Annotated in this window: 21 protein-coding genes; 14 read left to right on the top strand and 7 right to left on the bottom strand. The window is 44.6% G+C overall.

Features of this window, described 5'->3' with window-relative positions; all coding sequences use genetic code 11:
- On the bottom strand, positions 1-1776 hold a 1776-nt coding region (locus C6Y39_RS05260), incomplete at its 3' end, for a retention module-containing protein (RefSeq protein ID WP_105930265.1).
- Positions 1777-2024: 248 nt separating this feature from the next.
- Between C6Y39_RS05260 and C6Y39_RS05255 the strand changes: the two genes are divergently transcribed.
- From C6Y39_RS05255 to C6Y39_RS05240, 4 genes are read left to right on the top strand one after another with little or no spacing between them, the layout of a single operon-like run.
- A complete protein-coding gene (locus C6Y39_RS05255) occupies positions 2025-3971 on the top strand; it encodes a TolC family outer membrane protein (protein WP_105930264.1) in 1947 nt (648 codons plus the stop codon).
- Positions 3972-3987: 16 nt separating this feature from the next.
- Positions 3988-6147, top strand: coding sequence for a type I secretion system permease/ATPase (locus C6Y39_RS05250; protein ID WP_240618815.1), 2160 nt, complete (start codon positions 3988-3990; stop codon positions 6145-6147).
- Positions 6144-7511, top strand: coding sequence for an HlyD family type I secretion periplasmic adaptor subunit (locus C6Y39_RS05245; RefSeq protein ID WP_105930262.1), 1368 nt, complete (start codon positions 6144-6146; stop codon positions 7509-7511). Before C6Y39_RS05250 ends, C6Y39_RS05245 begins: the two co-directional genes overlap by 4 nt.
- Positions 7511-8107: a helix-turn-helix transcriptional regulator gene (locus tag C6Y39_RS05240; RefSeq protein WP_105930261.1), complete on the top strand. Its 597-nt coding sequence runs from the start codon at positions 7511-7513 to the stop codon at positions 8105-8107. The genes C6Y39_RS05245 and C6Y39_RS05240 overlap by 1 nt, the downstream gene beginning before the upstream one ends.
- Here C6Y39_RS05240 and C6Y39_RS05235 read toward each other — a convergent pair.
- The 3 genes from C6Y39_RS05235 to C6Y39_RS05225 form a co-directional block, all read right to left on the bottom strand.
- Positions 8082-10016: a bifunctional diguanylate cyclase/phosphodiesterase gene (locus tag C6Y39_RS05235; protein ID WP_105930260.1), complete on the bottom strand. Its 1935-nt coding sequence runs from the start codon at positions 10014-10016 to the stop codon at positions 8082-8084. The genes C6Y39_RS05240 and C6Y39_RS05235 overlap by 26 nt on opposite strands.
- Before the next feature lie 6 nt (positions 10017-10022).
- A complete protein-coding gene (locus C6Y39_RS05230; protein WP_105930259.1) occupies positions 10023-10703 on the bottom strand; it encodes a transglutaminase-like cysteine peptidase in 681 nt (226 codons plus the stop codon).
- Between the two features lie 149 nt (positions 10704-10852).
- On the bottom strand, positions 10853-12034 hold the full coding sequence (locus tag C6Y39_RS05225; RefSeq protein ID WP_105930258.1) for a flagellar assembly protein T N-terminal domain-containing protein: 1182 nt from the start codon (positions 12032-12034) through the stop codon (positions 10853-10855).
- A gap of 380 nt (positions 12035-12414) precedes the next feature.
- Here C6Y39_RS05225 and C6Y39_RS05220 point away from each other — a divergent pair, with 380 nt between their 5' ends.
- Positions 12415-12900 carry an LPP20 family lipoprotein gene (locus tag C6Y39_RS05220; protein WP_105930257.1) on the top strand — a complete coding sequence of 162 codons (486 nt, stop codon included), beginning with the start codon at positions 12415-12417 and terminating at the stop codon, positions 12898-12900.
- A 184-nt stretch (positions 12901-13084) separates the two neighbouring features.
- Here C6Y39_RS05220 and flgN read toward each other — a convergent pair whose 3' ends face one another.
- The 3 genes from flgN to flgA all read right to left on the bottom strand — a co-directional run bounded on the left by flgN (position 13085) and on the right by flgA (position 14697).
- Positions 13085-13516 (bottom strand): flagellar export chaperone FlgN, encoded by a 432-nt coding sequence (gene flgN / locus C6Y39_RS05215; protein WP_105930256.1) that lies wholly within the window; start codon positions 13514-13516, stop codon positions 13085-13087.
- Positions 13517-13545: 29 nt separating this feature from the next.
- On the bottom strand, positions 13546-13875 hold the full coding sequence (flgM, locus tag C6Y39_RS05210) for a flagellar biosynthesis anti-sigma factor FlgM (RefSeq protein WP_105930255.1): 330 nt from the start codon (positions 13873-13875) through the stop codon (positions 13546-13548).
- Between the two features lie 102 nt (positions 13876-13977).
- A complete protein-coding gene (flgA, locus tag C6Y39_RS05205) occupies positions 13978-14697 on the bottom strand; it encodes a flagellar basal body P-ring formation chaperone FlgA (RefSeq protein ID WP_240618814.1) in 720 nt (239 codons plus the stop codon).
- Between the two features lie 270 nt (positions 14698-14967).
- On the opposite strand from flgA, the gene C6Y39_RS05200 reads away from it, so the two are divergent.
- The 9 genes from C6Y39_RS05200 (at position 14968) to flgH (ending at position 22415) form a co-directional block, all read left to right on the top strand.
- On the top strand, positions 14968-15897 hold the full coding sequence (locus C6Y39_RS05200) for a chemotaxis protein CheV (RefSeq protein WP_105930254.1): 930 nt from the start codon (positions 14968-14970) through the stop codon (positions 15895-15897).
- Between the two features lie 15 nt (positions 15898-15912).
- On the top strand, positions 15913-16743 hold the full coding sequence (locus C6Y39_RS05195; RefSeq protein ID WP_105930253.1) for a CheR family methyltransferase: 831 nt from the start codon (positions 15913-15915) through the stop codon (positions 16741-16743).
- Positions 16744-16940: 197 nt separating this feature from the next.
- On the top strand, positions 16941-17375 hold the full coding sequence (gene flgB / locus C6Y39_RS05190; RefSeq protein WP_105930252.1) for a flagellar basal body rod protein FlgB: 435 nt from the start codon (positions 16941-16943) through the stop codon (positions 17373-17375).
- Positions 17376-17377: 2 nt separating this feature from the next.
- Positions 17378-17800, top strand: a complete 423-nt coding sequence (gene flgC, locus C6Y39_RS05185; RefSeq protein ID WP_105930251.1) for a flagellar basal body rod protein FlgC — start codon at positions 17378-17380, stop codon at positions 17798-17800.
- A 31-nt stretch (positions 17801-17831) separates the two neighbouring features.
- On the top strand, positions 17832-18518 hold the full coding sequence (locus C6Y39_RS05180) for a flagellar hook assembly protein FlgD (protein WP_105930250.1): 687 nt from the start codon (positions 17832-17834) through the stop codon (positions 18516-18518).
- Positions 18519-18532: 14 nt separating this feature from the next.
- Complete coding sequence (gene flgE, locus C6Y39_RS05175; RefSeq protein WP_105930249.1) at positions 18533-19918, top strand: flagellar hook protein FlgE; 1386 nt, start codon at positions 18533-18535, stop codon at positions 19916-19918.
- 226 nt (positions 19919-20144) lie between these two features.
- Entirely contained in the window at positions 20145-20888 is a 744-nt protein-coding gene (locus C6Y39_RS05170; protein WP_105930248.1) for a flagellar basal body rod protein FlgF, read from the top strand.
- Between the two features lie 46 nt (positions 20889-20934).
- Entirely contained in the window at positions 20935-21723 is a 789-nt protein-coding gene (gene flgG / locus C6Y39_RS05165) for a flagellar basal-body rod protein FlgG (RefSeq protein ID WP_105930247.1), read from the top strand.
- Positions 21724-21734: 11 nt separating this feature from the next.
- Positions 21735-22415, top strand: a complete 681-nt coding sequence (gene flgH, locus C6Y39_RS05160; protein WP_105930272.1) for a flagellar basal body L-ring protein FlgH — start codon at positions 21735-21737, stop codon at positions 22413-22415.
- The last annotated feature ends 2 nt before the right edge of the window (positions 22416-22417 follow it).

Below are 22417 nucleotides of genomic sequence, written 5' to 3'. Positions count from 1 at the left end.
GGTAATGGTTAATGTAACCGTGCTACCCGGCGCGGCATCAGTGGTACCTGAAAGGGTAGGCGTGGTGTCGTTATCCGAACCTGGCGCATTAATAGTAATGGTTGGGGCGGTGGTGTCAATTTCCCCTGTGGTATCAGCAGTTGCTGTATTGCCAGCTTCATCCGTCACGCTGGCGTTAACCGTAAATTCACCTTCGGCTAATTCTGCAGGTACATCAACGCTATAGGTGCCGTCCGTTTGCACAATAGCAGTCACGGTTTGCGTGTTACCTGCGCTATCGGTAATGGTTAATGTTACTGTGCTACCCGGTGTGGCATCAGTGGTACCTGAAAGGGTAGGTGTGGTGTCGTTATCAGTCGCTATGGTGTCGATAGTGATCGAAGGTGCAGTGGTATCAATCACACCCGTGGTGTCTGTGGTTGCTGTATTGCCTGCTTCATCGGTAACGCTGGCGTTAACGGTAAATTCACCTTCAGCTAATTCAGCAGGTACATCAACACTATACGTGCCGTCCGTTTGCACAATAGCGGTCACGGTTTGCGTGTTACCTGCGCTATCGGTAATGGTTAACGTCACTATGCTACCAGGATTGGCATCAGTGGTACCTGAAAGGGTAGGTGTGGTGTCGTTATCAGAACCTGGCGCATTAATAGTAATGGTTGGGGCGGTGGTATCAATTTCCCCTGTAGTATCAGCAGTTGCTGTGTTGCCTGCCTCATCAGTAACACTGGCGTTAACGGTAAATTCGCCTTCAGCTAATTCAGCAGGTACATCAACGCTGTAGGTGCCGTCGGCTTGCACAATGGCAGTCACGGTTTGAGTATTGCCTGCACTGTCGGTAATGGTTAGCGTAACTGTGCTGCCAGGAGTGGCATCAGTAGTACCTGAGAGGGTAGGCGTGGTGTCGTTATCAGAACCCGGCGCATTAATAGTAATGGTTGGAGCGGTAGCGTCAATTTCACCGGTGGTAGAACTATCTGCAGTATTACCTGTAGGTTCTAACACGGTAGCATCTACCGTGAACTCACCATCAGCCAGTGCATTTGGTACGTCTACACTGAACGTACCGTCGTCTTGTACTATGGCAGTAACGACCTGAGTGTTTCCCTCACTATCGGTAACGGTTAGTGTTACTGTACTGCCTGGAATTGCTGAAGTAATGCCCGATAGTGTTGGCGTGGTGTCGCTTGTTAAGCCAATCGCATCTAAGGTAAGTGAAATGTCTTGTGCTTGCTCGCCTGTTCCAGAAAACTCAACTGGCGTAACATCGTCGTTGCCATTTGCACTTTGATCGAACTGGAAACCCACAGGATCGACTTCTTCATTTATGCGATCAACGCGCACAAAATTACTACCGCCGTCAGTACCGGCACCGCCGTCAAGGCCTGCGGCTGTCGCTTCCAACGATTCTAAAATATCGCCTTCCCCAGCAAGCACGTCAAGGAAGTCAGCGTCACCATCTTGAATGTTATTGTCAATGCCTTCAACACCGTCAAGTAATGCTGCTAGCTCATCCACACTCTCGTCAAAAACGGCAAATTCATCGTCGGAGTTGCTTTCGGTAAAGTCTAATTGCAGCGGGAAAGTAATGCTTTGTCCTGCTGGAAGTGTGCGTAGTTCTCCATCTACACTTACGGTAACAAATCCATCAGGTGATATGTTCAATACGTCGCCCTTTGCCACCGTCATACCGACAGTAACATTGACTTGCTCACCTGTTTCACTACGAACTAAAGAAGCCTCGCCATTTACTTCTGCAATGATTACTTCGGCCATACTTCCCTCTCAATCGATAAATTTCACGCTATATAAAAAAGCGTAGCAGAGGATTTACATTCGGTTACCGGACCGTGGTACGGAGAGCCTTTGTTCTTTGGTATAAGACTAGGTAGTTACCCTTATTTTTTTAGTAATTAGTCTATTTATAAGTGGTTATATTTGCAGAAATGCACATAGCGACTAGGTTTTAAAAGATGAGAAACGGCACAAATGTCGTTTATATTTTTAATCTGGTGAAATGAAAAATGATGTTGATGAAAACAGTGCTGTCCAAGGTCATGCTTGGGGTGTCGGCCGCTGTCCTTGCAAATACTGCCGTAGCGCAGAGCAATGGAAATAACGATTCGTCAGTCAATTTGGAAGACTATGTCCGCAAGGTAGTAAATGAAAATCCAGAAGTGCAAGCCAGTTGGCGACAACTTCAAGTAGCAATGTCAGATGTCGACATTGCGCGTGGCGGCTTTCGCCCCCAGGTAGATGTATTGGCCTCTAGTGCTTATACCGACAGAAACTATGGGTTAGACCGCGAATACATGGGGCATACTGGGCAAATTACGTTAACCCAAATGCTATATGATGGATTCTTAACTAGCAGTGAGGTTAAGCGTTTTAAGCAAGCACAAGTGGTACGCTTTTTCGAACTAATGGGCGAAATAGAGCAGAAGTCTCTAGATACATCCCTAGCTTATATGGACGTGCAGTTGTTCCGGGAGCTTTTAAAGCTCGCTGAAGAAAATTTGATTACTCACGTAGATGTATTCAAACAAATTGAAGAGAGTGTTGAGGCAGGTGTCGGTCGCAGAGCTGACTTAGAACAAATCAGTGGTCGTCTGTCTCTAGCCGAGTCTAATGTGCTGACAGAGCTATCTAACTTACACGATGTAACCGCACGCTTTTTGCGATTAGTGGGCGAAAAGCCTGCTCAAAATCTTCAATCAGTAACGATAAATTCTGCGTTCGTTGATGCAAATGTAACGGACATTCAATCGTTGCTGACCAGTGCATACGGCACCAACCCTCAGTTCAACGCTGCTATTTACAATATAGATGCACAACGTTATGCGGTTGATAGCGCAAAAAGTCTTTACCACCCTCAGGTGAACCTGACCGCAAGTTATGGTGCGCAAACACGAGATCAAGCTGCATTAAATAACACCATTACCGAGGCGAGCGTTGGCGTTAATTTTTCTTATAACTTGTATAACGGTGGTTCGGACCGCGCAGCGATTCGACAAGCATTGTCGCAGGTTGATTTAGCAAAAGACTTGCGGGACAAAGCCTGTATCGATATGAGACAAACGGTACAAATTGCTTACAACGACATTATTAATATATCCGAGCAGCTACCTTCACTTAATGCTCATCGCTTATCTTCAGACCGAGTTAAGTCTGCGTATATGGACCAATTTACCATAGGCGAACGCTCACTACTGGATTTACTAGATTCAGAAAATGAGTACTACGAATCTAGTCGCGCGTATTTAGAAGCACAATACACGCTTGAAAAAGCCCGCGTAAGACTGCTTGCAGCTTCTGGGAGCTTGGCGAATACATTAGGGATCACAAAAGAAGGCGTGCCTGATGTATTAGACAAAGCAGAGGAAAAAATTACTTATGATCCCAACTACGTCTGCCCAGCCGTTCGTACTAACTTCGAAGATGAATTGAATATACTTAAACGGGACACTGATGGTGACGGTATTGTCGATTTATGGGACGACTGTGTAGATTCAACGCCGGGAGCTGTGGTCGATGACTTTGGTTGTGAAGCCAAAGAGCCTGAGTTAGTGCCAGAGCCAAGTGCTGCCGACTTCACGTTAGACAATGCGAATATAATAGAGTCTTTCAACGTCAATATTGAATTTTCATCTAATTCGACTGAGGTGTTGCCTAAGTACGAAAATTCGCTGCAAGACGTTATTAATGCGCTTAACAACGATCCCAATTCTGGCGTCATCATTCACGGCCATGCCTCTTTAGATGGAGATGCAGCCTACAACCAACGCTTGTCTGAACGCAGAGCAAAGGCAGTTGCGTCGTTGCTGATGACCAAAGCAAATATAGAAGCAAGAAGAATTACTGCGGTTGGGTACGGGGAAAGTCGTCCGCTGGTTGATGAAGAATCAGACGCGGCGAATGCCCGTAATCGTAGAATTGAAGCGGCTATTATCCAGCTTCCTTCTAACGAATAGCGATGTGTAGGGCTATATGAAGGAAAAGAAGGTCGTAGACGACATATCCTATTTGGAACAGCAAGGAGGCGTATTGATGGATTGTTTAATTACGATCTGTCATGCGCACCATCTGGATGTATCTCGAGTCAGCCTGCTCAGTGGCCTTCCCTTAGATAGCGGCGAACTATCGCCCACAGGGTTTGAACGTGCGGCAAGGCGAGCGGGGCTCGCCAGCAGAACAGTTAAACGGGATTTAGACCATATCAATACTGCATTATTACCCGCAGTTTTAGTATTAAATGAAAAACAAGCCTGCGTGCTTCACGATATTGACCATACCCACGCAAGAGTTTCGTATCCAGAATTAGATGATGCCGTCGTTGAAGTTCCCAGAGATGAACTTGCTGCCCGTTATACTGGGTACATAATATTTGCTCGACCCGAGATGCACGCACATGAGACCAATGCTCAAATTGACAAATCATCGGTAGGGCACTGGTTGTGGTCATCTATCAAATCTGCAAAAGGGCTGTATAGGGATGTACTGTTAGCCTCTGTTTTTATTAGCCTGCTTTCCATTGCCCTGCCTCTTTTTGTGATGAATGTGTACGATAGGGTGGTGCCCAACGCGGCACTAGAGACTTTGTGGGCACTGGCGGTTGGCGTGCTTTTAGTTCTCGCGGCAGATTTTTTATTACGCATGCTTCGGCAGTATTTTGTAGAACTGGCGGCAAGTCGGCTAGATGTCACGCTATCTGCAAAAATTATGGAAAAAGTACTGTCTATAAATTTGGCCAGTAGACCAGCAAAAAGCGGTTCCTTTATAAACAGCTTGCAATCTTTTGAGAGTATTCGGCAGTTTTTTGGTTCTGTAACTTTGGTGGCCTTAGTTGATTTACCCTTCGGACTCTTGTTTGTCGCTATCATTGCCATGATTGATATTTATCTCATCATTCCTATTCTTATTGGCGCCACTGCGCTTTTTCTATACGCCATGAAAGCGCAGCGCGTAATGCGTTCCCTTTCAGAAGAGTCGATGGAGATTAGCTCTCGAAAAAGCTCCCTCGTTACCGAAAGCGTGACTTCTTTAGAGGACATTAAAGCGTTTGGTTACCAGAGCCGAAACCAAAGTGCGTGGGAAAAACAGACGATATTTCTTGCCAAAGTTAACGCCAAGCTGCGTTTGGTTTCGATGTCGGTAAATAATGCTGCACTTTGGGTTCAGCAGTCAGTTGGCGTTGTAATCATTTTAACGGGTGTATATCTGATCATTGAAGGTGTAATCACCCAAGGTGGATTGATTGCTGCCTACCTATTGTCTAGCCGAGCCATGGGGCCGGTCTCTCAAGCTGCGGCTCTGTTGGCACAATATCATCACGCAGAGACGGCAAAAAATGCCCTCGACGACATTATGTCTTTGCCGAGTGAGACAGGCAGTAACAAGCAAATGAAAAGTAATGTCATGCTTAAGGGGAATATAGATGCGTGTCAGCTATGCTTTAAATACCCAGACGAAACAGTATTGGTGCTCAAAGACGTTAATTTCTCGATAAAACAAGGTGAACACGTAGCTATTTTGGGGAAAAACGGATGCGGAAAATCAACGCTGAACAAATTGCTTATGGCTTTTTACCGCCCTGAATCGGGTCAGTTACTCATTGACGGCGTCGACCTTCAGCAATACGACCCCACGCTACTTCGTAAACAAATAGGTTATGTGCCGCAAGACGTCAGCCTTTTCTACGGTTCATTGAAAGACAATATTATGTCTGAGGATTTACGTATCGATGAAAGTGACCTTTGGGAGGTACTGACCCAGTGTGGTCTGGCCGAGCTTGTCAATGGTAATGCCAACGGGGTAGAGCAAAACGTGGGTGAGCGGGGTAGCTTACTCTCAGGAGGTCAGCGACAAGCAGTAGCGATGGCCAGAGCCATAGTGCGAGACCCTTCAATATATATCATGGATGAACCTACCTCGGCAATGGACTCAACTAACGAAGCGCAAATGAGGGAAACCATCAAAGCTGCCACAGTAGGCAAAACACTGATTATCAATACCCATCGAACAACCTTGCTCGACCTTGTTGAGCGCGTAATTGTTGTCGAGAACGGTAAAGTCATCGCTGACGGTAAAAAAGAAGACGTACTTGTTCAATTTAAACAGCCAAGTCAAAAGCTTAAGAGGGCGCCATGATTTTTAATAGTGGCGGTGACAAAAAAGACTGGTTGCAGCGATTAATGCGAGGTTGGCTCGCACCGCCTCCAGGTCAGGATTGGGTGTTGGAAGCCGAATGGTCACGGATAATGCAAACCCCTGTGAAAGCCCGTGGGCTCTTGTATCTGGTGACGCTAGTTTTGTTACTTTTGGTGATATGGTCGTATTTTGCAGAGATTGATGAAGTGGCAAAAGGCGATGGGAAAGTCATACCGTCGCAGCAACTACAGGTACTTCAATCTTATGACGGTGGTATCGTACAGGAAATTTTAGTACGAGAAGGACAAGCGGTTAAAGCTGGCCAAGTGTTATTGAAGGTGGATCCTACCCGCTTTATGTCAAGCCTTGAAGAAAACACAACCCAGTTTGCGGCGCTGGCGGCGAAAGTGCAGCGCTTGTCGGCGCTCACCCAAGGCAACGTGTTGCGGTTTAATCGAGAGCTTCGCGAACGGGCACCAACTGTCGTTGATAACGAGCGAAAGCTCTACAATTCTAATTTGGCTGAGCTTGATGAAGTCGCTGCAGGCTCAGATTCTCGTATTATGCAACGCCGTCAAGATGTGGAAGAAGAGCGAGCTAATCTTTCCCAGTATCAAAACGTGTTGTCCCTCTCAAAAAAAGAGCTCGCTGTGACCAAGCCATTACTTGCATCAGGTGCTGTGTCGGAGATTGAAATCCTTCGCTTAGAACGTCAGATAGTAGAGCTAGAGGGAAACATCGCCAAGTCCAAGGTAGCGATTGAGCGTGGGCTAAACGCCATCGAAGAGGAAATTATTAAGAAGGAAGAAGCGCGCCTTAAACTGGTTAATCGATGGAACCAAGCATTGACCGACGCCACCGCTGAAATGGCTACATTACAGCAGTCTCAAACCAGTTTAGAAGATGTGGTATCACAAGCTGCACTGAGATCGCCAATCAATGGTACGGTGCAGCGGTTGCTCATCAATACCGTTGGAGGGGTCATTACACCAGGTAGCGCGGTAGTGGAAATCGTGCCTCAAGATGATCAACTTATTGTTGAGGCAAAAGTCTCGCCTAAAGACATCGCGTTTATTCGAGAAGGGCAGCAGGCTATCTTAAAGTTCAGTGCTTATGACTTTACTATTTACGGCGGTATGTCTGCTGAAGTTCAACACATCAGTGCCGATGCCATCACTAACGAAAAAGACGAAACTTATTACCTAGTAAGGCTTGAGACGAAGAAAAGCATCGCTAATGAGGTGTTAGAAATACTGCCTGGAATGATTGTACAGGTAGACATACTGACGGGTAAGAAAACGGTGCTCAATTATATTTTATCCCCCCTTTTCAATGTGACAGCTTCTGCACTGCGGGAGCGTTAATGAGACATTTCATTGCAGAAGAAGACTTGCAAGGGGCGCTAGCCCGTTATTCTTGGATTAGTTACAGTCGAGTTGAAGAGCTAAATTGTGATAAACGTGATTGTATTTGGGTATTGGCGAGTGATGATAATTGGCGTCAGCGACTCATTGGCGCCAAGCAGAAAGTCGACAATATCACCTTACTCACTTACAAGTATGATCGGGTAGAAATGCAAACGGCATTAATGTTGGGCGCTAGAGCATATTGTCATGCGCTAGCGACGCAATCTTTACTGGCCTCGGTGACACGTGTTCTTGAAGCGGGGGGCATATGGTTACCAAGTGAGCTGCTCGCTGTGTCTATATCAAATGTAGCTGCTAATAGACAAACGGGGCGTGTTATCCCCTCGCTACAAGGGCTAACGAATAGAGAAAAAGATGTGTTAAATGGTATCTTAGAGGGCTTGAGTAACAAAGAGATAGCGAGAGGGCATGGAATTACCGAGCGCACCGTTAAGGAATATGTTGGTACGCTGTTACACAAATTTGAGGCAAAAGATCGAATCGGTTTATTACTCAAACTCGGCGAGTTTAGTCATCTAAAAGATGCTCTATGACCTCAATGTGAGATACCACTCCATCAATACCTAGTTCTATAAATAAAGCTTTATGATCTGGGCGTTTAACGCCATCTGCGTACACGCTGATGCCAAAAGTATGAGCTAATGAACAAAAACCTCTGATAAAAGCATGGTTGGCTGGGTTAAATTCGATGTCAGTCATAAAGGCAGAATCAATTTTCACATAATCTAAACCTAGCTCTTGCACGTTCAATAATTGTGAGAAAGACTCGCCTACACGCTTAAGGCCAACCTGGCATTCTCTGGCTTTAAGAGCGTTACAAAACGCTTTAAATTCATTTGGGAAACGGGTTGCGGTAGATTCTCGTACTTCGAAGCACAGTTGCGTCGCCACCTTTTTATCCGCGTCTAATCGAGCGTAAAGTTGCGATAAAAGTGCAGAATCCACTAATAACTGCTCAGAGCAAAGAAATGCATACTTGGATATCGCTTCGGAAGATTTAATGGTATCCATTAGGTGAGTGATAGTCGTCAACTCTAATTGAGGTAATAGCCCTAAATAACGTGCCCAATGAGCATAATAGCCATTTTTTCGCAGTTCACCGTCTACATTTACGCCTGCCCAGCATTGGTAATGAACAAGATGTCGGTTCACATCAAGAACAGGGTAGTTAAAAGTTTCAACATCCTGGTTTTCAATAGCGTGTTTTAGATCATGCTCCCATCTTTTCTCTTCGACTAGACTATTATCTGTATTAAGTATGGCTTCTATAAAGGGCTCAGTCCTATTCGTTGTCTCTGCTTCGTCGAGCATTGCGTCTGCTCTCATTAATGCGTCAGAAAAACTATCATCAGGGCGCAGTTTTGTTACTGATTGAAAGACTTTTGGGTCTCCTTCATAACAAAATGCACTTAAGCAAGCACCGTGAAGAGCATTAGATATCTCGGCAGTATTGTGTGCTTCAGTGAGAAGGATGGCAAACTCGTTCTTTTGCATCCTTGCAACTCGGCTATCGCTGAAAAGGTGATGATGAAGTGTGAGGCTATCATTGATTTCTGCTATGAAATCGCGAATTCTCTTTTTGCGAATATTAGCTGGAGAGCGAAGGAAGCCATTTCCTTCGGTGAACCTCATGAAGAACAAGCAGTTAACGCCCTCAGTATCACGAAAGGCGAGTTGACCTTTTAGAATTGAAATAAAATAGTCTCTGTTTGCTACGCCCGATTCATCGTCAAACTGAGTGCGATAGCGCAGAATATCAAGTCGCGTATTTTCTTCCTCCATGATTTTCTTAGAATTTGCCGCTAAGAAATTCATTGCGCGAACTACTCGTTTTAGCTCGAGTGTTCGCGGTTCAGGTAGTTGGATAAAGCGCATTTTCTGGAATGATTCAGCTTGAGCAACCACGCCGTTGAGTGGTCGTATAATAAAACGGAGTGCCCATCCTCCGATAATACCGGTAATGAGGCCCAGAAGGGACAGTCCGATAATAAGTCGTTGAGTGGCGCGCCACATTGAAGCGATAGCAAAGCTCGTGTCCGTCTCAACGTAAACCGTGCCATATTGTCCCCAGCCTTCGCTTACTTGCGCAATGCCCAGTTTTACATCAGGTGCAAAATGCTTTGCGAACCATGCTGGCGTATCTGCGTTTATTTGTTCTTTATTACGATGAGCAGACACTATTTCGCCATCCGCCTTTTGCAGAACTATCGATGCATAGTGGCCAATATCAAATTGAGACATGATGAAAAGATCTAGAGAAACGGGGTCCTTATCAAGGCCGCTCAAAGTAAGTGCAAGCATACTGGCATTATCCACGTTTTTTGAATAAAGCTGCTCTTCTACGTATTGCTTTGTGGTGAAAGCATGAATAGACACGCTACCCGCAATTGCAACAAGGACAACGACTAAAATCGCTAGCCATAATTCTCTTGTTATTGACATAAATATTTATGACCTTCTGCTAATCCCTTCTTTCTTCATACGCTCAATAACATCTCGCCACCGTGACAGCCTGCTTGTTGACGATGAAACTTGCGTTTTTTGACCGGGTTGCCAAATACCTGAGTCATTGAAACTAAATACAGGTATTAGGTCAGTTCGTTGAGAGCCGGGTAAAACGTTCGACACTAAACTATCTAGCACTAGAGGATCTGATGAAGGGGAGTCATAGTATCCTAAAACCATGTGCGCTTGCGTTACTCGGCTTCTACCGATTTTTGCCTTAACGTAAATTAACCGAAGTTTAGCACTATCAACACCTAAGTGTAGCAGAGCTATATACTTTGCAATGGCGTAATCCTCGCAATCTCCGCGCGAATGACCAAAAAGTTCAGATGGCGTAGCCCAATAGTCCTTTTCATTAAATACGACATCGTCGGTTGCATACTGGATATGTTCATCAAAAAAAGCATTTACGCCGATGAGCTGCTCATTAGTACTTTTATTTTCAAGACTGCTTAGGGTGCGAGCTAGCGCCTCCACATGACGGGCTTTATCAGCACCAAATTTTTCGGTTACTTGCCTTTCAAGTTGAGAGAACTCAATGGTGTATTGTCGCTCGATTTGCAGAGCGGCCTGCAATAATGCGATAAGTGCTAAACAACTCGATGCGAGCAGATGAAAGGTCATAGATTAACAAAGCAAGTTATACGAAAGTCTAAAACAAGGTATCTCTCTTACCTTGAAGGATGAGTATGTAAGATAATACTTTGTTATAGATATAGCATGACGTTTGGCAGAAACCAAATTTCCTAATTGACCGCTTTAAAAAACTTTACCTACTTTTTAACTACAAAATCGTTATTTTGAATATTTGCGGTTATCCCTGCATCAGAGATGACTACTGATGAATTGCTAAACGCACTTTCTACGATAAATGTACCGGGGTAAAGCGAGTATTGGAGATATTTCCTGCCGCGGTTATCTATGACTTCTTTTGCTTGGTAGAGGTACATTTCATCTTTTTCAGAGATACCGTTGTCTCGGCCCAAAGAAACAGAAACACGATTATCTACCACGTTAATTACTCTGCCTGTAATGGGCTGACAAGCGGTAGATTCTTTTATATCTTCTATAGCTTCACTAATGACACCATCGATTGCCTGTCCATATCGCGATAGCCAAAAAGTTGATGAGAATTCATCGACATCTTCAAATCTATCAAATGTCCATTCTTCCTCTCCTTGGTAAGTTGAATTAAAAAGAAGTCCGCCATTGATTCCATCATATACTTGCAGCGACATGGAAAAAACGCGGCGAGGGACACTGTTACGCCAAGGTGAGAAGAGAGAAGTACCTTTTTCCTTACCCATGCTTACATCGTTGATTACACCAATGATGACAAACTGAGTATTACCTTGCGCCGCAAGCGTGCGTATATTTTGGTCGGTATAGCGGCTGTCGAATTTAGCAGTGTGAGGAGCAATATATGAAATTTTTAAGTTTTCACTTTGGTTTTGCATAGCGTCCGCAAATCGTTGAGTAAAAGCTTTGTCGAAATGAGGAATATTCCCTTGTGTTAATTGGGCTCTATTCCTTATTCTGAAATGGGTCGTCGCAAAGTGCTTTTCGTCATGTTGTGCAGAGCAGATCTTTCCCTTTGGAAAAATGTCGGCTCTTACTCTAACGGTCACCACATCACCATTAAATATTTCATCAACAAGTTCAAGGTGCTCTACTTCGCCGGTAGAGCGTATAGTCATTTCTTCGTTTTCAAGTAAACCGTTTGTTAGCTTTGCAACACTTTGTACAGACGCGCCAGCAAAGAGCATTGCTTGTTTAAGTGCTTCTTGTGTAGCTGCTCGTTTAGCAGCTGATTTGTTACCATTTACGACAACAGCCTGTCCAGTGGCCTCATACCACGCGGCATGCGCTTGCCCAATAAAAAATGCTAGAAGGCAAACGAGCGCCACAGCGATATTAAAAATTCTTGCCAGTGTTGTTTTGCTAATGTGTTGCACCGCACACCTCTATTGTAGATAAGCTCATGCGTATGATTAAACCCCTTTGTTTCGTGAGAACTATGCGAGAACAGTGCCAAGTAATAACGCCATTATTCAGTTGATCAAAATAGGCGCATATATTGCTAGCCCTTACTGTTAATAAGGCTGCTAGTTAGTTAGCCAACGAAGTTGATTAAAGCATCACGTTAGATAGGGTGAGTAGACTGTGGCAGCGAAAGCAAACGCATTGACTACATGCTCGTTAAATAACGGTTACACATAAGTAAGGCTAAGGCCGGTCGACGTTCTTAGCGCAAGGTTGCAGGGTTCGTGATTTTTGCTAGATAAAATGCGACTCATCATTAATAGATTAGCGATGCAAGTTGAGGTTTAAGCGTATGTATTTACGTAAATTGAAAAAATCTAAAGTTATTATTCAAGCTGCTGTTCTCGGTATAGTGCTTGGCGCTGGCGGCTGTGGCATCGTTGATAAGCATGTTGAGTGGGAAACTGTTGAGCCTGATTCTTACCCTGTTTTGAAGGCTGTTGGGTACGCGCCGATTTCCTCCCAACAAGGTGACAACGATAGTGTGAAACTTATTATGGCCATGAAAGCGTCAAAATTAGATGCATATCGAGAGCTCACCGAGCAGGTATATGGTCAAAAAATTGAAGGGAGTCAGTCTGTGTCTGGCCTTGTTGTAGACAGCGAAAACTTACGCTCCTCTGTTGAAGGAATTATAAGAGGCGCAGAAGTTGTCAAGGCATATCCGGTAGGGGAAGACACCTATGTAACTGAGCTTTCTCTCGACATGCAACAGGTTTACAACATTTATCTGTCTACGGCTAAACCAAGAAGAGTAAAAGACGTTAAGTATTACTAATACCAGTCCGCATAGATTATTACCCACTCAGCGAGAGTTAAAATGTTCGTTATCGCGGATTGGTATAAGGCGTGTATATTAAGACGCTGTGAGGAAAAGTGGGGAGTGGGGTCGTGAAGTGCATTACCCCACTAAACATAAATTTTCTCAAATAGCATACGTATCATAGATGAGAAAGCTAGGCCTAGGCGCTGACGCCGGACCCAAGCGTACCACCCTTGGGCTTGCCTTTTTTGTCATAGGTGAGCGATTCTTTCGCGCGAACTTCCATCATCAAATTGCGTAAATGTGTGAGGCGCAGCTGTCCTTGCTCTACGGCTTTTTGATTGATTTGTGTTCTATACTTACAATCGTCGAGAAGACGGTTCGCTTGTTCCATCAACAGCTCGTCATTGTCTGACAACGACCCTTTGTCGCGAATAATATGCTCAATTTGCCCATCGAGCGTTTGTATATCAGATAGCAGCTGCGTCTTCTCATCAAGCAGGTTCATTAACGACTCTGCATCGCGAGAACTGATCAACTGAAGCTCTTTTTCAAGCAAAGTAACAAGCGTAGAGAGTTGCTCTACCTGCTTGGTAATCGCCTGTGTTGTTTGGCTGCTATGTTCTGTCACACGTCTTCTCTATCGTTTGTCTAGCGCGATTATTTGGTGCTAAAAATTTCTGATTCCAGCTTAGCTATTTTGTTCGCAAGTACCTCAGGATTAACTTTGTAATCGCCGCTTTGAATTGCTTTCTTAAGGCGATCGACTTTTTCCTGATTTACAGGTGCTTCAGAACCTTTCTTCTGCACCTGGCTAAGTTGCTGTGCAGATTGAGTCAAAGAAACAGAATCCTGACGTGGAGCAGGAGCAGTCTGTGCAGTTTGCGCCGAAGCTTGTTGCTGAGATTGTTGCGTCTGGTTTTGTTGCGCAACCTTCCCATTATCAATAGGTGTTTTAGGTAACCCATTGTTTATATTGTTAATTGCCATTTTAAGTCCTCACTACCTTTTTTGCCTCAGTTTAGTTATCGGCCTTTTGGCAAATTTCTTTAGTAAAATTATGCTCAAAAAAGTAGAAAATAACCGAGCTTTTTACAAGTGTATCACGACTTCTTCAGGGCTCGCGACTCTTGCAATAATCGCCCTATTGCTACTGGCATTTAAAACCTTGATGTTGTCGCCGACAACGCCGTCTTGTTGGGCAATACCGGCAGTTTTAACTTCCATTCCTGCAATTTCTGCAGTAATTGTTATTCTATCGCCTTTACACACGAAGCATAGCATATTTGATTGAATAGCTTGGCCATCTGTCACTCTTCGTTTCATTCTTGCACCGATAAGTCCATCCATGTCGGTAAATGCGGTGTGACGCAGTCGTCTTATGTCAACTTTAGCCAGCGCTAAATTTGAAGGTGTAAGCACCGTTCCCGGGCTTACTGCACCTTGTGTAACCACTATTTCCTTCGTGCGAGTAACTTGACCACTGGTGAATAAGTACCAGTCGTTATTTTGGCAACTAACTCGAACTGAAATATAGGACTGGCTCAACGCTTCTTGGGAAACATTGTATTCAAAGCCTGTTGGACAATTGGGAATATTTATCCGATCGTCTATCTTCACAACATCGACATCAATGTTAGTATCCTGCGCACTGTCGTTAAGCTGAGTTAAAAGATATTGTCTGGCGCCTTGTTCAACTTTTTCGTGATTAGACAGTGCTGCTAGGCTGCTTGTTGAACATGTTCCAAGCAACACAAACGAAAGCAAGCGAGTAAGCAACAGGTATATTTTTTTGTTTATTCGTTTCATCATGACTTTTCGTGTTCAGTTTATGAGTTTTTGACTATGCTTAATAACATCAGTCCAGCGACACATTGGATTAAATCGTAAAGCGCGTATTGAAATTCAATAAGCGCTGATTCCCTGGCAGGTGTAACAACTCAACGAAGGTTGAGATTACTAAACTCACTAAAATGACACCTAGCGTCATTTTTCTGTCGTTTGACCTGCAAAAATTTAGTGATATTGTCTATCTTTACTATCAGAGGCAATGATCATGCCCAGTATTTTTAGAGGTGACCTATGTCGGGTATTTTAGATTCAGTTAACCAACGAACTCAGCTCGTTGGACAGAATCGCTTAGAATTGCTGCTTTTTAGACTTAATGGCCGTCAACGCTTCGGCATTAACGTGTTCAAAGTACGTGAGGTGCTTCAATGCCCTCCTTTAACCGCAATTCCAAAGCTCAACCCGTTGGTTCGCGGGGTCGCGCATATCCGTGGTCAAACCATTTCGGTTATCGATTTAAGTATGGCCACCAAAGGCCGCAGAATAGAAGATATTTCTAATTCTTTTATCGTTATCGCTGAATACAACCGCTCTGTACAAGGCTTTTTAGTTGGTGCTGTTGAACGCATTATCAATACAAACTGGGATGCGATCATGCCTCCTCCACAAGGAACTGGCCGCGCCAGCTACTTAACGGCGGTGACAGAGGTAGAAAATGAACTTATTGAAATTCTCGATGTAGAGAAAATTCTCAATGAGATTTCACCTCTTAACGCAGAGGTAAGTGCTGAAGTGGCCGAAGGGTTAACAACCGAAGGTCAAGAAAATAAAATAATCTTTATTGCCGATGACTCATCTGTGGCGAGAAATCAGGTTAAAAAAGCACTCACATCCCTTGGGCTTGAAATAGAGCTTGCTAAAAATGGTTTGGAAGCATTAAACAGGTTGAAAGAAATTGCAGAGGAATATGGCGACGTTACCAATCGTGTTGGTGTTTTAGTCTCAGATATTGAAATGCCAGAAATGGATGGATATACCTTAACTGCGGAAATAAAAAATACGCCTGAATTACAAAAGCTGCATGTTGTTCTACACACCTCATTGAGCGGCGTGTTCAACCAAGCAATGGTTCAAAAAGTGGGCGCCGATGATTTCATCGCTAAATTTCACCCTGATGAACTTGCTACTGCGGTACAAAAATGGTTAATGACAAAGTGCGAATAACGGAGCAACATAGCATTGGCTAATAAAGATGTTTCGCCAGCAAGCTACTTGAAGTTCCGGGAGTTCTTAGAGAAGCAATGTGGGATAGTGCTGGGAGAAAATAAACAGTACCTCGTTCGCAGCCGATTAGCTTCTTTACTTTACAAGCATAAGTATGAATCAGCTGATGAGCTGATTGATGTCGTGGTTCGCGGGTTTGACCGAACGTTGCTTCAAAGCGTAATTGATGCGATGACCACCAATGAAACGCTGTGGTTTCGCGATAACTATCCCTTTGATCTCCTTGTGAATAACTTGCTCCCCTCACTTTCAACTAAAAATCAAAGGATACGCATTTGGAGTGCCGCATGTTCTTCTGGACAAGAGCCATACTCTATTGCCATGTCTGTTCTTGAATATCAACGACAGCGCCCCGGTGCTCTGAGAGCCGGTGTTGAAATAGTTGCTACCGATTTATCGTCGGAAATGCTGCAAAAGTGCGAACTTGGACTTTACGACGAATTATCTCTTGCCAGAGGTTTATCGCCTCAGCGGAGACAAACCTTTTTCCAACAAGGCGACAACGGCATGATGCAGGTTAAACCTGAGGTGCGTCGCATGGTGACTTTTAAAAGTCTAAACCTGCTTACAAGCTATGCTTCGCTGGGCCGTTTTGATATCGTTTTTTGTCGCAACGTGTTGATTTACTTCTCGGCTGACGTAAAACAGCGCATACTGCAACAAATTGCCGGGCAGCTGCAGCCTGAAGGCATACTTTTCCTTGGCGCTTCCGAGTCAATCAGTGCTGCGAGCTCGACCTACAGTATGGTCAAGTGCCACCCTGGACTTTACTACCAAAAAAAATGATCTAGCTTAGGGATTTGAATATCCAAAGTTTTTTTGGATTAGTTCGAATCCCCGTCCTCAAAATTCCCGTCAAAAAATCATTATGGCATTTGCCTTGCTAACTATTTTCACAAACGACAGTTAAACGAAAATAGGCAAGGCCGTATTCTCCTAATATTGTCACCATAAATGTTTTTAAGTATGTCAGAGGTCATTGTATGGCTATAAACCTAGATAAACTGGTTGGCTTTCACGAGTCAGCACTAAAGATACGCACAGAGCGTATGGAAGTGATTTCAGGGAATCTAGCGAATGCGAATACGCCTGGATACAAAGCGCGGGATATCGACTTTAACAAGGCGATGCAGTCTGCAATGCAAGAGGCGTCAGGCCATTCATCTAGTCGTGCTTCTTCCGGCTTAGTGCGGACAAATGATCGCCACTTAAGCGGCAATCCTTCGTCTGTAGCGGCAAACTTTGACATGCAATATCGCGTGCCAACTCAGCCAGATACCGGAGACGGCAATACGGTGGAAGTGCAAGCGGAAAGAAATCGATTTTTAGACAATGGATTGCGCTACCAAGCCAGCCTCGAATTTTTAAATGGAAAAATCAAAGGCATGAAAAAAGCGCTTAGCTCAGGAGGTCAATAGTCATGAGTTTATTTAACGTAATGCAAATTTCGAGCACGGGTATGGAAGCCGAAAACGTACGCCTAAATACCACGGCCAGTAATATTGCCAACGCAAACTCGGTTAGCAGCAGCTATGACGAGACATACCGAGCACGTCATCCTGTTTTTGCTACAGCGTTACAAGATGCGATGCGCGATCAGTCAAAAGGTGCGGGTGTTCAGGTGAAAGGTATTGTTGAAAGCGATGCTCCGCTTCAAGTTGAATACGCACCTAACAACCCAATGGCAGATGAAAATGGCTACATATATAAGCCTAACGTAAACATAGTGGAAGAGATGGCAAACATGATGTCTGCATCTAAAGCCTATGAAACAAACGTTCAGGTAGCTGATACAACAAAACGCATCTTTCGTCGCGTATTGCAGCTTGGTCAAGGGCAATAATTAGCCGCTTGAATTTTGTGAGGATTAATCAGTGAATACTATAAATAACACCGGCTTAAATACTGACATGTATTGGCAGGAAGAAACCGTCAAAATTGCCGATGGCACCGAGCAACAGCTTACGCAGGAAGACTTTTTCTCGATGCTTACAGAGCAGCTTGCCAACCAAGACCCCACGGCGCCAGTAGACAATGACCAAATGGTGGCGCAAATGACGTCGTTCACGATGGCTGATGGCATATCTCAACTTAATGAAAAATTCGAGTCGTTTGCCGCTTCAATGACCTCGAACCAGGCGCTCCAAGCATCTAGTCTGATAGGTCAGAACGTGCTTGTTCAAGGCAATGTTGGCTTCATGGCCTCTGAAGGAGACGGTTTGTCGGGTGTGGTGGTGAACGAAAAGACGGTTCAAAACATGACGATAAGTATCGAAAACCAATTTGGCGAAGTAATTAAAACCATTGATGCAGGTACGCAAAGTGCTGGCAACATTGAGTTTGAATGGGACGGCAAAGACAAACATGGCAATTTAATGGCACCCGGTGAATATGTTATCAGCGCCACTGGAGAGTTAAATGGTGAAGGTGTTCAGCTAAACACAGCAGTTAATCGTCATGTTGGAAGTGTAAGTTTGGCAAGTAGAGGCCAAGGCGTAATTTTAAATTTGGATGGTGATGTCAGTATCAATCTTGATGACGTCATTCAAATCGGCAGTTAGTAGGAGAATCAATAATGTCTTTTAATATTGCACTGAGTGGCGTTTCAGCCGCACAAAAAGATTTGGATGTAACAGCCAACAACATCGCAAACGTAAATACTGTTGGCTTCAAAGAGTCTCGTGCTGAATTTGGTGATGTTTATGCGGCATCTCTTCTTGCAGGCGGCAAAACAAAAGTGGGTGACGGTGTTTTAACTCAAGAGGTTGCTCAGCAGTTTTCACAAGGTAGCCTTCAGTTTACTAATACATCACTAGATTTAGCGATAACCGGCAATGGTTTCTTTGCTACGGTACCTGAAATTACATCGCGAGATTTTTCTTTCACGCGAGCGGGTCAGTTTAAATTAGACAGTGACAATTTCGTTGTAAATAGTAACGGTGACAACCTTCTTGGTTTCCCGGTTAATGCGGATGGTACCAGTGCTTCCGTTGCGCTAAGTACGACAGAGCCAGTGCGTATTCCTGATTCTTCAGGTTCTCCGCAACAGACTTCAGAGGTAGATATTCGAATGAACCTACCAGCTGGCGATGCAGGTTTAGATCCACAAGATTTCAACCCTGATGACCCTTTGACTTACAACGCTGCTACATCAGTAACCGTATACGACTCGCTCGGCGATAGCCATGTAATGACTTATTACTTTATAAAAGATGGCGCAGCAGGTGTAGACAACGAATGGTATGTTGCCACAGCAATCGACGACACCCTTGTTGATATGACGGACTCTACCGGCGCGGATACCGATCCTGCTACAGCGGTTAACACCGTTGGCGGTAATACCGGTAACGCAGTAACGGCATCTAAACTTATTTTCTCTCAAGGCGGTGATTTTTCAGGTATGGAGACACCCGATGGATTGCCAACCTTAGACTTTAAGATGCAAACGGAAGCGCTGGGCGCAGGTATTCTGGCCAATGGTTCAGATCCAACGCAGCAAATTAGTATTGACTTCAACTTAGACGTTAATAATGCCACGCCGAACGAACCGACCCAGTTTGCATCAGCGTTTGAGGTCACGTCACTAGAGCAAGATGGTTTGCCAGTAGGTCGTCTTACGGGTATAGATATCGGTCCTGACGGCTTGGTCCGCGCTACGTTCTCAAACGGTACTTCTGAGCCCATCGTGCGTGTTGCGCTAGTTCGTTTCTCTAACGAACAAGGTCTGACACAAGAGAGCAGCACTCAGTGGAAAGAGAGTATTCTATCAGGTGAAGCACTAGCGGGTGAAGCAACAACCGGCACGTTTGGTGAGATCAACTCGTCCGCGTTAGAGCAAGCTAATGTTAACCTGACTACAGAGCTAATTGATATGATCATTGCTCAACGTAACTTCCAGGCTAACTCACGAGCCCTTGAGGTAAATAACTCACTGAATCAGACTATCCTTAACATTCGATAGTTAACGGCAAGCTTCAGAATCTGAGGCAATAAAGCGGCAATCTTCAGGCGTGTAAAGGCGCCTGAAAAACACCGCAAAATGACAGGTCGCATCATTGCGGCCTTTTTATTTTTCTTTATATTTCAATTCAGTAACTTCTATCTTCTCCAATAGTGCCAAATATCAACAGATTGGCATTGCCTTTGCAAAATCTTGTTTAAGGTTTAATCAGAGTCAAAAGTCAGTCATGGACAAACTTCTCTACATTGCAGCAAGCGGCGCATCCCAAGACCTATTAGGAACAGGGATTAGGGCCAACAACTTAGCCAATGCACAAACTACTGGTTTCAGAGCTCAATTAGAGCAGGCGCGCTCTATGCCAGCTTATGGCGAAGGCTTGCCGACCCGCGTTTTTTCTATGACAGAAAGTCCCTCAAATAATTATGAGTCGGGCCCAATGATTAAGACCGACCGCGATTTGGACGTGGCAATTCAAGGGGATGGTTGGTTTGCGGTTCAAGATGAAAACGGTCAAGAAGCTTATTCAAGAGACGGCAATTTTAAACTGGGCGACGACGGAATTTTGACAGACATTCACGATCGCGTAGTGCTTGGTGATAACGGGCCTATTTTCTTACCCGTTCCTTTAGACAACCTAAACATTGCCTCAGACGGAACGCTGTCGATGAGACAGTTAGGCGCACCAGCGAACGTTATCGAAGATGTGGGTCGCCTTAAGTTAGTTAGCCCTAACTATGCAGATATGGAGCGAGGTAACGACGGCTTATTTCGCATGGAAGACGGCTCAGTTGCACCAGCTAGCGCCAACGTCAAAGTGATGTCCGGCATGCTTGAGGGTTCAAACGTGAACGCAGTTGAAGAAATGGTAGACATGATAAGTCTACAGCGTCATTACGAACTTCAAGTAAAAGTAATGAAACAGGCTGAAGAGCTTGATACTCGCGGTAATCAATTGCTGCGCATCTTGTAATAGAATTTTTATCATCGTTGCCCCTTGTGCAACGTCGGAGGTTAACATGCATCCAGCATTGTGGATTAGTAAAACAGGCCTAGATGCCGCACAAACTGACGTGGCAGTGGTGTCGAACAACCTTGCAAACGCTTCAACCGTGGGCTTTAAGAAAGACCGCGCGGTATTTGAAGATTTGCTTTATCAAAATATTAATCAACCGGGCGGGCGATCCTCTGCCGATACCGAATTACCTTCAGGTTTAATGCTAGGCTCAGGTTCCAAGGTCGTTGCTACACAAAAAGCGCATACCCAGGGTAATCTATTAACCACTGAAAATGCCCTTGATATGTCTATTCAAGGCCGTGGTTATTTTGAAATACTTCAGCCGGACGGGACCATTGCCTATACAAGAAATGGTCAGTTCTCGTTAAATGACCAAGGGCAAATTGTGACCTCTGGCGCGGGCTTTTTACTTCAGCCTGAAGTCGCTATTCCTGAAGATGCTCAGCAAATTACTATTTCGCAAGATGGTGAAATTAGCGTAAGCATTCGAGGGCAAGCCGAACCGCAGGTATTGGGACAGCTAAACATTTCAGATTTCGTTAACCCTACTGGATTGCAGCCCACAGGACAAAACCTATTTGTAGAGACGGCCTCAAGTGGCGCGCCTATTCAAGGCATCCCCGGTCTGCAAGGATTGGGATACATTTCTCAAGGCACGCTAGAGACCTCTAACGTAAACGTAACCGAAGAGTTGGTTAACTTAATTGAAAGTCAGCGTTTGTATGAGATGAACTCAAAAGTTATCTCGTCGGTAGACCAAATGCTTGGTCAAGTTATTCAGCAACTTTAATGGGTAGCATCATGCGTATTCTAGGTTTAACTGTTGCTCTGCTCATTATTGGTGGCTGCGCCAGCACTAGTGAACCACCTGTTCAGGCAAACGACCCTTCGTTTGCGCCGGTGATCCCCGATTACCCGCGAGAAACGGTGGTTGAAGACGGTTCGCTGTTTCGCTCACATTTTGCAAATAATCTTTATTCGGATGTTACGGCCAGAAGAGTGGGCGATATTATTACCGTTACGTTAAGCGAGAATACGCAAGCCAGCAAATCTGCTGACACAAGTACAGCTAAAGACTCAAATGTAAACCTTAACCCTATTACCGGGTTAGCGGGACAAGCAATCAATATCGGCGGCGAATCGATTCAGCTTGGAATAAGCTCGTCTCGCGATTTTAGCGGAGACGCAACGGCGAACCAAAGCAATAGCTTAAATGGCGCTATTTCGGTAACTGTGGTTGATGTGCTTCCCAATAGCAATTTAGTTATCCGTGGTGAAAAGTGGCTAACACTGAACCAGGGTGACGAATATATACGTTTGACCGGCATTATTCGTCCAGCCGATATCAGCCCTGAAAATGAAATTGTGTCAACCAAGGTCGCGAATGCGCGCATTCAATATTCGGGCACGGGAAGTTTTGCACGAGCTCAAGAAAAGGGTTGGTTAACTAAGTTCTTTGATTCGGCTTGGTGGCCTCTTTAGGT

Source organism: Alteromonas gracilis (assembly GCF_002993325.1).
GTDB lineage: Bacteria > Pseudomonadota > Gammaproteobacteria > Enterobacterales > Alteromonadaceae > Alteromonas > Alteromonas gracilis.
This window is presented reverse-complemented; position numbering and strand designations above follow the sequence as displayed.

Excerpts from the sequence above, each read along its gene's own strand:
- flgB (WP_105930252.1), top strand. The coding sequence starts at position 16,941 with ATGGCTATAAACCTAGATAAACTGGTTGGCTTTCACGAGTCAGCACTA.
- flgC (WP_105930251.1), top strand. The coding sequence starts at position 17,378 with ATGAGTTTATTTAACGTAATGCAAATTTCGAGCACGGGTATGGAAGCC.
- flgA (WP_240618814.1), bottom strand. The coding sequence starts at position 14,697 with ATGATGAAACGAATAAACAAAAAAATATACCTGTTGCTTACTCGCTTG.
- flgH (WP_105930272.1), top strand. The coding sequence starts at position 21,735 with ATGCGTATTCTAGGTTTAACTGTTGCTCTGCTCATTATTGGTGGCTGC.
- flgE (WP_105930249.1), top strand. The coding sequence starts at position 18,533 with ATGTCTTTTAATATTGCACTGAGTGGCGTTTCAGCCGCACAAAAAGAT.
- C6Y39_RS05235 (WP_105930260.1), bottom strand. The coding sequence starts at position 10,016 with ATGTCAATAACAAGAGAATTATGGCTAGCGATTTTAGTCGTTGTCCTT.
- C6Y39_RS05250 (WP_240618815.1), top strand. The coding sequence starts at position 3,988 with ATGAAGGAAAAGAAGGTCGTAGACGACATATCCTATTTGGAACAGCAA.
- flgM (WP_105930255.1), bottom strand. The coding sequence starts at position 13,875 with ATGGCAATTAACAATATAAACAATGGGTTACCTAAAACACCTATTGAT.
- C6Y39_RS05220 (WP_105930257.1), top strand. The coding sequence starts at position 12,415 with ATGTATTTACGTAAATTGAAAAAATCTAAAGTTATTATTCAAGCTGCT.
- C6Y39_RS05240 (WP_105930261.1), top strand. The coding sequence starts at position 7,511 with ATGAGACATTTCATTGCAGAAGAAGACTTGCAAGGGGCGCTAGCCCGT.
- flgG (WP_105930247.1), top strand. The coding sequence starts at position 20,935 with ATGCATCCAGCATTGTGGATTAGTAAAACAGGCCTAGATGCCGCACAA.
- C6Y39_RS05170 (WP_105930248.1), top strand. The coding sequence starts at position 20,145 with ATGGACAAACTTCTCTACATTGCAGCAAGCGGCGCATCCCAAGACCTA.
- C6Y39_RS05200 (WP_105930254.1), top strand. The coding sequence starts at position 14,968 with ATGTCGGGTATTTTAGATTCAGTTAACCAACGAACTCAGCTCGTTGGA.
- C6Y39_RS05255 (WP_105930264.1), top strand. The coding sequence starts at position 2,025 with ATGATGTTGATGAAAACAGTGCTGTCCAAGGTCATGCTTGGGGTGTCG.
- C6Y39_RS05245 (WP_105930262.1), top strand. The coding sequence starts at position 6,144 with ATGATTTTTAATAGTGGCGGTGACAAAAAAGACTGGTTGCAGCGATTA.
- C6Y39_RS05230 (WP_105930259.1), bottom strand. The coding sequence starts at position 10,703 with ATGACCTTTCATCTGCTCGCATCGAGTTGTTTAGCACTTATCGCATTA.